The sequence below is a fragment of the Kribbella sp. NPDC051620 genome, assembly GCF_044453825.1.
Lineage (GTDB): Bacteria > Actinomycetota > Actinomycetes > Propionibacteriales > Kribbellaceae > Kribbella.
The window spans coordinates 1,018,251-1,027,198 of the sequence record NZ_JBITDB010000002.1 but is presented as its reverse complement, the minus strand read 5'-3'; the positions used below and the strand labels follow the sequence as shown (position 1 = coordinate 1,027,198).

Sequence of the window (8,948 nt, the reverse complement as noted above, 5' to 3'; positions counted from 1 at the left end):
AGGTTGATGCTGGTGGTGTCGGGTCGGGTGGGGCCGATGGCTTTGGCCAGCTCGGCGATCTGGGTGGGGGAGCGGTAGCCCATGGCGTCGGCGAGCTCGGCGACCCATTTAATGGTGGAGACGAGGGGCACGCCACCGGCTTTCGTGATCTGGAAAGCCTCGGTCAGCGTGGTCATCGAGTGCGCCTTTCAAGCGGACTACCACCAAGCGTAGTTGTCACCTCAGCCAGTTCGTTACTTCTCGATCCCGGACGCGCCAGGTGTACGTGTGCAGCGCCTCGCGGAACCGCGCTCCTAGGTCAAGGAGGGAGTGGTACACCGTCGTTACACCCGGCGACGCAAAACGGCGGCTGACGATGAGCAATGTTGAGAGGACGTTTGCCCAGGTCAGCCGCCGTTTGGCGGACTACGTGCAGGTCAGGGACCTGCGTCGATCACACGTCGTAGTACAGCTCGAACTCGTGTGGGTGGGGGCGGAGGGCGATCGGGGCGATCTCGTTCTCGCGCTTGAAGTCGATCCAGGTCTCGATCAGGTCGCTGGTGAAGACGTCGCCCTCGAGCAGGAACTCGTGGTCGGCCTCGAGGGAGTCGATCACGGCCGGCAGCGAGGTCGGGACCTGGGCGACCGAGGAGTGCTCCTCGGGCGGCAGCTCGTACAGGTCCTTGTCGATCGGGTCCGCGGGCTCGATCTTGTTGCGGATGCCGTCGATGCCGGCCAGCAGCTGGGCCGAGAAGGCCAGGTACGGGTTGGACGACGGGTCGGGGCAGCGGAACTCGATCCGCTTGGCCTTCGGGTTGGACCCGGTGATCGGGATCCGGATGCAGGCCGAGCGGTTGCGCTGCGAGTACACCAGGTTGACCGGCGCCTCGAAGCCCGGCACCAGGCGGTGGTACGAGTTCACCGTCGGGTTGGTGAAGGCGAGCAGCGACGGCGCGTGCTTGAGGATGCCGCCGATGTACCAGCGGGCGACGTCGGACAGGCCGCCGTAGCCGGACTCGTCGTAGAACAGCGGGTCGCCGTTGCTCCACAGCGACTGGTGGCAGTGCATGCCCGAGCCGTTGTCGCCGAAGATCGGCTTCGGCATGAAGGTCGCGGTCTTGCCGGCCTCCCAGGCGGTGTTCTTGACGATGTACTTGAACTTCATCAGGTCGTCGGCCGCGGTGAGCAGCGTGTCGAAGCGGTAGTTGATCTCCGCCTGGCCCGCGGTGCCGACCTCGTGGTGGGCCCGCTCGACGATCAGCCCGCTGAGCTCGAGGTGCTTGGTGATGTCGTTGCGCAGGTCGGCGAAGTGGTCGACCGGCGGCGCGGGGAAGTAGCCACCCTTGTACCGGACCTTGTAGCCGCGGTTGCCACCCTCCTCGACCCGGCCGGTGTTCCAGGCGCCGGCGACCGAGTCGATGTGGTAGTAGCTCTCGTTCTGCTTCGTCTCGAACCGCACGTCGTCGAAGACGTAGAACTCGGCCTCGGGCGCGAAGAAGGCGGTGTCGGCGATGCCGGTCGACTTCAGGTACTCCTGCGCCTTGCGGGCGATGTTGCGCGGGTCGCGGCTGTACGCCTCGCCCGTCAGCGGGTCGTGGACGAAGAAGTTGATGATGAGCGTCTTGTCCGCACGGAACGGGTCGAGATACGCCGTGGTCGGGTCGGGCAGCAGGGACATGTCCGACTCGTGGATCTGCTGGAAGCCCCGGATCGACGAACCGTCGAACTGGAGGCCGTCTTCGAAGACCTCCGGACCGAAGGACCCGACCGGGACGGTGAAGTGCTGCATGATGCCCGGCAGGTCACAGAACCGGACATCGATGAACACGACGCCCTCGTCCTTGACGTAGGCGAGCAGCTCCTCAGCGCTGGAAAACATACATACTCCTCGGGGTGGCTCAGAGATTCATCTGAACGTAGGCCCTGCCGATTACTCGGTCGTGACCCCAGTGTTTCGCGGATGTTACGCCCAGCGTGTCCGCGCTGACCCACTGGTTGGGGGCGGGCGGGGAGTGAGATCCTCAACCGCCGCACTAGCCTGGTCATCATGGCATCATCTGCGCAATCCGGGGCAGGACCCACCGGAGATTTCCGATATCCGGGCAATCGGCTGGGTCTGCCGGAGTCCGGCCAGGGCTCCGTCGCCGGCTGGGGCCGCCGCCTCGCCGCCCTGTTCGTCGACTGGCTGGTAGCGGGCCTGATCGCCTCCGCGGTGGTCGGCAAACCCATCTGGGCCGGTGGCAACGACTTCAACACCGCCCAGCTGGTGATCTTCTTCGCCATGTCAGCGATCCTGGTCGGCCTGGCCGGCTCGACCATCGGCCACCGCTTGCTGGGCTTGCGAGTGATCCGCACCAAGCCAGGCGGCGAGGGCTACGCCGCCCAGGTGGGCCTGCTGGGCGGCGCGATCCGTACTCTCCTGCTCTGCCTGGTACTTCCCGCCGTGGTCTTCGACAAAGACCACCGAGGTCTCCACGACCTGGCCGCCGCCACCATCGTCGTACGGCGCTAGAGCACCCACTCGTCATCGACCAGCAGGTCCACGTTGCCGCCGGCTGTCGTGGCGGTGACCGTGAGTCCGTCTCCGCCCACCACGACGTCGGTATGGACGCGGGCGGAGTTCAGGCCGGCGGCGAACCGCTCGTCGGGGCTGAGCTCGAGGCCGCCAACGACGGCGAAGGGAAAGCTCTGCCCCCAGGCGACGTGAGCGCCGGCGTTCTCGTCGAACAACGTGTTGTGGAACACAGTGCCGGTCCGGGCCACCCGCGAGTCCCGGTCGACCAGAGCCACCTCGCCCAGACTGCGTGCGCCCTCGTCGCTGTCGAGCTGGCCGAGCGCGACGTCCGCGCCCACGTCGGCGGAGACATCGGTGATCCGGCCCGCCTCGAACGTCAACCGCAGCCCCTCGACCAGTTGCCCACCGATGACGACCGGCTTGGTCACCCGTAGTACGCCGTCCGCGCGGCGACGGTCCGGACTGGTGAAGACCTCCTCGGTCGGGATGTTCGGCATGGCGGTGATGCCCGCCTTGTCGGTGACCGATCCGCCGGTCCAGCGGTGGCCGCGGATGAGGCCGACGGTCAGGTCGGTGCCGTCACCGGAGTACCTGAGCTCGCTGATCTGCAGCGCGTCGAGGGCCAGCGCCCGAGCGGCCAAGGTCGCGGATCGGTCGCGCCACGCGGCGACCGGGTCGGCCTCGTCCAGCCGCATCGCCTGGCCGACCTCGGTCCAGAGCCGCTCGACGTCAGGCTCACCGTAGATCTGCTGAGCCCAGATCGGGTTGGGTGCCGCTACGACCGTCCACCGCCAGTGGTTGCCCATCGCGGCTTGCATCCGGGCTGTCACCTCGCCCTGGCGGACAGCGGTCAGCTTGGCCGGCTCGATTCCGGCGACCAGCGCAGGGTCCGGCGTACCGGTCAGCGCGATCGTCGCGATGCCCGCTTCGACCCACTCGCGGGTGCGCTGCAGCACCCACGGCCGGTCCGTGGTCAGCGTGTCGACCGTTGCGTGGACCAGCTCGGAGCGCCGGACCAGGCCGTCGGTCCAGAGCACCTCGACCCAGGCCGCGCCGGCCACGTAGGCCTGCTCGACGACGGCTCGGGCGACCTCCGCCTGCTCGAGGTCGGCGTTGACCACCACCCCTTGGCCTGGCTGGACGTTCACCCCCACGCGCACGACCAGTTCGGCGAAGCGGGTGAGCCGGTCGGTGGTACGGAGTCCATCGGTCATGGACCCCATCCCAGCAGAGCGCGGGGGCTAACCGAAGCGTTTCGTCAGCAGGATCTGGACGTCGTCGAGGTAGCCGGCCCGGAAGCCGGCCTCGGAGTAGGCGAGGTAGAACTCCCACATCCGGCGGAAGGTCGCGTCGAAGCCGAGGTCGGCGATGGCGGGCCAGCGCTCGATGAAGCGGTTGCGCCAGATCCGCAGCGTGCGGGCGTAGTCCATGCCCATGTGCCGCAGCACCTCGGTTTGCAGGCCGGTGTGCTGGGCCGTCACCTGCTCGATCACGTCGACGGACGGGATCAGGCCGCCGGGAAAGATGTACTTCTGCACCCAGGTGAACGTGTTGCGGGTGGCGAGCATCCGGTCGTGCGGCATCACGATCGCCTGGATGACGGCCTTGCCACCGGGCGCGAGCCGCCGCTCGATCGCATCGAAGTACACGGGCCAGTACTTCTCGCCCACTGCCTCGATCATCTCCACGCTCAGCACCGCGTCGAAGACACCGATCTGGTCGCGGTAGTCACGCAACGCGACCTGGACGCGATCGCTCACGCCCGCGTCGGCGATCCGGCGCTGGGCGAGCAGTGCCTGCTGCGAAGCGATCGTGATGGCCGTCACCCAAGCGCCGCGCTGGGCCGCCCGGATCGCCAGGCTCGCCCAGCCGCAGCCGATGTCGAGCACCCGGGAGCCGGAGACCACGCCGGCCGCGTCGAGGATCGCGTCGAGCTTGCGGAGCTGGGCGCTGGAGAGTTCGTCGTACGACGCCGTCGCCAGGTCCGACTCGGGTTGCTGGTCGAACAGTGCCGCGGAGTATGTCAGCGACGGATCGAGGAACTCGCTGAACATCGCGTTGCTCAGGTCGTAGTGGCGGCTGATATTCTCCCGCGCGCCGGCCCGGTCGTTCTCCTGGTCGCCAGGCTGGGACCGGGTCACCAGCCAGCGCAGGGACTGCGCCCACTTCGGCAGCAGGTGCCGGTCCTGCTCGGAGCTGAACCGCTGCGCGAACGGCAGCAGCAGATCGGCCAGGTCGGTGCCCGGCTCCGGGTCCCAGTCACCGGCCAGGTACGCCTCGCCGAAGCCGGAGCCCGCGTCGTGACCGAGCCGGTCCAGGAACGGTCCGGTGCGGTGCACCTGCATCGCCGGGCCGCCGAGGCCGTAGCTGCGGTTGTCGAGGGTGATGGTGGCAGGCAGATCCCGCGCGATGAAGCGCAGGGCGGCGTGCGCGCCGGCCCGGCGTACCGGGTTGGAGCGCGGGGCCGCGAGGGACGGCCACGTCTCCACCGCCGGCTCATGCACCGCGGTGAATAGATCGGTCATCTGTCCCTACCCCTGGTCTCTCATCCCGTCCCTGGTCGCACCCTAAGGCCGATGACCGGCTTGCGGGCGCGACACGAGGCACAAGAAAGTCCTCACGTGAGGAAAACGGCCGTGGGGCCTGTTGCGTTACGGTCAGCGGCCCGTCAGCGACCTTTCATGGCCTGGCGGGCGCCCTTCATGCTGGTGGGGAGCGGGCCCTTGGGCATGGGGACCTGCGGGCGGACGGCGTCGAGCGCCTTCAGCCGCTGGAGCAGGTCGGTGATCTCGGACGGTTGCAGCGCCTGCGGGAGCTTCATCACGTGCTTGGTCAGCTTGCGGATGTCGATCTCGCCCTCGCCCTTGCCGGCGACGAGCTGGATCACGGGGGCGCCACCGGCGACCCGGCTGTGCTTCTTGCCCTCGGCCTGGAGCAGGTTCTTCACCCGGCTCGGCTGACCCTCGCCGACCAGCACGATGCCCGGCCGGCCGACCACCCGGTGCACGATGTCGGCGTTCTTGGTGACCGCGACGGCCGGTGTCACGTTCCAGCCGCGGCGCAGCGTCTGCAGCGCCGAGGCGGCCGCGCCGGCCTGGCCCTCGATCTGGCTGTACGCCGCCTTCTCGACCCGGCGGCCGAAGATGATGGTGGCGGCCAGGAAGCCCAGCGCCACGCCCAGCGGGATCCAGACCATCAGCGGCCCGACCAGCACACCGACGACGACGAACACCGCGACCACGGCCAGGAAGATCCCGGCCAGGATCAGCCCGATGCGTGGGTCGGACTTCTTGGTCAGCTGGTAGGCCGACCTGATCTGCTTGAGCCGGCCGGTCTTCTCTTCGGGTGCGTCGTTCTTGGCCATCTCTACCTTTGTCCGTGTGTTCTTGTGCGGTCTGTCCTAAGCATCCTGGGTGGCGGAGGTCATCCGCGACTCCACAGCCTGACGGTACAGCCGACCGGCCCGGTACGACGAACGCACCAGCGGGCCCGACATGACTCCGGCGAAGCCGATCTCCTCGGCCTCCTCCTGCATCTCGACGAACTCCTCCGGCCGGACCCAGCGCTCGACCGGGTGGTGCCGCACCGACGGGCGCAGGTACTGGGTGATGGTGATGATCTCGCAGCCGGCGTCGTGCAGGTCGGTCAGCGCCTGGCTGACCTCCTCGCGCGTCTCGCCCATGCCGAGGATCAGGTTGGACTTGGTGACGAGGCCGTAGTCGCGGGCCTGGGTGATCACGTCGAGCGACCGCTCGTAGCGGAAGCCCGGCCGGATCCGGCGGAAGATCCGCGGCACCGTCTCGACGTTGTGCGCGAACACCTCCGGGCGGGACGAGAACACCTCGGCCAGCTGCTCCGGTACGGCGTTGAAGTCCGGCGCGAGCATCTCGACGCCGGTACCGGGGTTCAGCGCGTGGATCTGGCGGATCGTCTCGGCGTACAGCCAGGCGCCGCCGTCCTCGAGGTCGTCGCGCGCGACACCGGTCACGGTCGCGTAGCGCAGGCCCATCTTGACCACGGACTCGGCCACCCGGCGCGGCTCGTCACGGTCGAGGTCCTGCGGCTTGCCGGTGTCGATCTGGCAGAAGTCGCAGCGCCGGGTGCACTGGTCGCCACCGATCAGGAAGGTCGCTTCGCGGTCTTCCCAACACTCGAAGATGTTCGGGCAACCGGCCTCCTGGCACACCGTGTGGAGCTCCTCGGACTTCACCAGTTTCTGCAGCTTCTGGTACTCCGGGCCCATCTTGGCGCGCGTCTTGATCCACTCGGGTTTGCGCTCGATCGGGGTCTCCGCGTTGCGCACTTCGAGTCTGAGCAGCTTCCGTCCTTCTGGGGCGATCGTCACGCCCACCAGAGTACGCGGCGCTCCGACACGCCCGGCGCCCCCACCCGTAGGCTGGGCAACCATGTCTCCCTCGCAGCCCGTACTGCGCTCCGCCACGGCGGAGGCCCAGCCACAGCCTGTGACGAACACCACCGAATGGCAGCGGCCCGGCCCCACCCGGCGTCAGCTCCAGCAGGATGTGTGGCTCGGGCTCGGGATGGCTGTGGCCGGCGTCATCGGCACCGACCTGGCCCGGAGTACGTCCGGGATCCCCGTCGACCTGGGCTTCGGTGGGGTCGGGGCGTACGTCCTGAGCGCGGCCGTGGCGCTGCCACTGTGCCTGCGACGGCGGTACCCGCTGTCCGTCCTGGTCGTCGTCTCGGTGCTGTTCTTCGTGAACGGTGAGTGGAACACCTTCGCCTTCGCCGGCAACCTGGTCACCCAGGCGACCCAGTTCATGGCGATCTACGCGGCCGTCGCGTGGGCCCGGGACCGGCGCCGGATGAAGCTGACGATGATCGTCGTGTTCGTCGGCATGTTCGGCTGGCTCGCCTGGGGTTTCGTGCGGGCGCTGAACAACGACTCGGTCAAGGGCCCAGGCGGCGGCGTGCTCTCGGTCTACGTCTCCTTCGTGCTGCTGAACTTCGCGCTGAACGTCCTGTACTTCTTCGGCGCCTACTTCTGGGGCCGGACCGCGTGGGGTGTCGCGCGGCAGCGGCACGAGCTCGAGCAGCAAGCCGTCGAGCTCGCCACCCAGCAGCAGGCGAACGCGCGCCGGGCGGTGATCGACGAGCGGCTGCGGATCTCCCGGGAGCTGCACGATGTGGTCGCGCACCACATCAGCAGCATCGGCATACAGGCTGGTGGCGCGCGCCGGGTGATGGAGTCCGATCCGGAGGCGGCGAAGAACGCGCTGAGCGTGATCGAGAACTCCAGCCGGACCGCGGTCAACGAGATGCGCCAGTTGCTGGGGATGCTGCGGGCCGCCGATCCTGAGCTGGACGACGATCTCGGCGTACCGGCCGGGAAGGCGCCGCAGGCCGGTGCTGATCGGTTGCCCGCGCTGGTGTCGACGGCGAACAGCGAGGGATTGTCGGTCGGGTTCCATCAGATCGGCCAGCCGGTGACGCTGCCGGAGACGGTCTCGGTGTCGGTCTACCGGATCGCGCAGGAGGCGCTGACGAACGTTCGCCGGCACTCGACCGCCCGCAGCGCGCACGTCACGTTGCGCTACCTCGCCGACACCGCGGTCGAGGTCGAGGTGATCGACGACGGCCGCCCGAAGCACGCGCCGGTCGGCAGCCGGCTCGGCCACGTCGGCATCCGTGAGAGGGTCAGCCTGCTCGGTGGCGAGAGCGAGATCGGCCCCCGCCCGGTGGGCGGCTTCCGCGTCCGCGCCCGGATCCCGTTGCAGCCCGCGATCGTCTCTTCCGAGGGAGAAGTACAAGCATGAGCGAGGCCGGTACGCCGATGCGCGTCCTGCTCGTCGACGACCAGGACCTGGTCCGGGCGGGGTTCCGGATGATCCTGTCCGTCGAGCCCGGCATCCAGGTGGTGGGGGAGGCAGCCGACGGCGAGAAGGCGGTCGAGCTCGCGCTGGAACTGCGCCCCGACGTGGTCCTGATGGATGTCCAGATGCCCGGCCTCGACGGCATCGCCGCGACCCAGCGGATCGTCAGCGCCGACGCCGGCAAGGTGATCATCCTGACCACCTTCGACCGCGACGACTACCTGTTCGAGTCGCTGGGCGCGGGCGCCAGCGGCTTCCTGCTGAAGAACACCGCCCCCGAAGACCTGGTCGAAGCCATCCAGGTGGTCCACTCCGGCCACGCCCTGCTGGCCCCCGAGGTCACCCGCCGCGTCATCAAGCGCTTCACCGGCGGCGGCGAACGCGTCTACCGCCCCGACCTGGTCGCCGACCTCACCGAACGCGAACGCGAGGTCCTCGGCCTGATCGCCCGCGGCCTCACCAACACCGAGATCGCCACCTCCCTGTTCGTCGGCGAGGCCACGGTGAAGACCCACGTCTCCCGGGTCCTGCTCAAACTCGGCCTCCGCGACCGCGTCCAAGCAGTCGTCTTCGCCTACGAATGCGGCCTCGTGATACCGGGCGACGAGCACTGACCGGTG

The 8,948-nt window shown here is 68.6% G+C and carries 8 protein-coding genes; 3 read left to right on the top strand and 5 right to left on the bottom strand.

The features are described from left to right. Window positions 1-433: 433 nt before the first annotated feature. Window positions 434-1,858: a type I glutamate--ammonia ligase gene (gene glnA, locus ACIA12_RS11950; RefSeq protein ID WP_396366921.1), complete on the bottom strand. Its 1,425-nt coding sequence runs from the start codon at window positions 1,856-1,858 to the stop codon at window positions 434-436. A gap of 168 nt (window positions 1,859-2,026) precedes the next feature. Between glnA and ACIA12_RS11945 the strand changes: the two genes are divergently transcribed. Beyond that, window positions 2,027-2,491, top strand: coding sequence for an RDD family protein (locus ACIA12_RS11945; protein ID WP_396366920.1), 465 nt, complete (start codon window positions 2,027-2,029; stop codon window positions 2,489-2,491). Here the strand turns inward: ACIA12_RS11945 and ACIA12_RS11940 are convergent. From ACIA12_RS11940 to lipA, 4 genes are all read right to left on the bottom strand, one after another. After that, a complete protein-coding gene (locus tag ACIA12_RS11940) occupies window positions 2,488-3,708 on the bottom strand; it encodes an aminopeptidase (protein WP_396366919.1) in 1,221 nt (406 codons plus the stop codon). The genes ACIA12_RS11945 and ACIA12_RS11940 overlap by 4 nt on opposite strands. Window positions 3,709-3,735: 27 nt before the next feature. Continuing rightward, entirely contained in the window at window positions 3,736-5,019 is a 1,284-nt protein-coding gene (locus ACIA12_RS11935; RefSeq protein WP_396366918.1) for a class I SAM-dependent methyltransferase, read from the bottom strand. A 143-nt stretch (window positions 5,020-5,162) separates the two neighbouring features. Next, entirely contained in the window at window positions 5,163-5,858 is a 696-nt protein-coding gene (locus tag ACIA12_RS11930; protein WP_396366917.1) for a DUF4191 domain-containing protein, read from the bottom strand. Between the two features lie 36 nt (window positions 5,859-5,894). Further along, a complete protein-coding gene (gene lipA / locus ACIA12_RS11925; protein WP_363816980.1) occupies window positions 5,895-6,839 on the bottom strand; it encodes a lipoyl synthase in 945 nt (314 codons plus the stop codon). A 61-nt stretch (window positions 6,840-6,900) separates the two neighbouring features. Between lipA and ACIA12_RS11920 the strand changes: the two genes are divergently transcribed. Both ACIA12_RS11920 and ACIA12_RS11915 read left to right on the top strand, forming a co-directional pair. After that, window positions 6,901-8,271: a sensor histidine kinase gene (locus ACIA12_RS11920; protein ID WP_396366916.1), complete on the top strand. Its 1,371-nt coding sequence runs from the start codon at window positions 6,901-6,903 to the stop codon at window positions 8,269-8,271. Next, complete coding sequence (locus tag ACIA12_RS11915; protein ID WP_396366915.1) at window positions 8,268-8,942, top strand: response regulator; 675 nt, start codon at window positions 8,268-8,270, stop codon at window positions 8,940-8,942. Before ACIA12_RS11920 ends, ACIA12_RS11915 begins: the two co-directional genes overlap by 4 nt. Window positions 8,943-8,948: the final 6 nt, after the last annotated feature.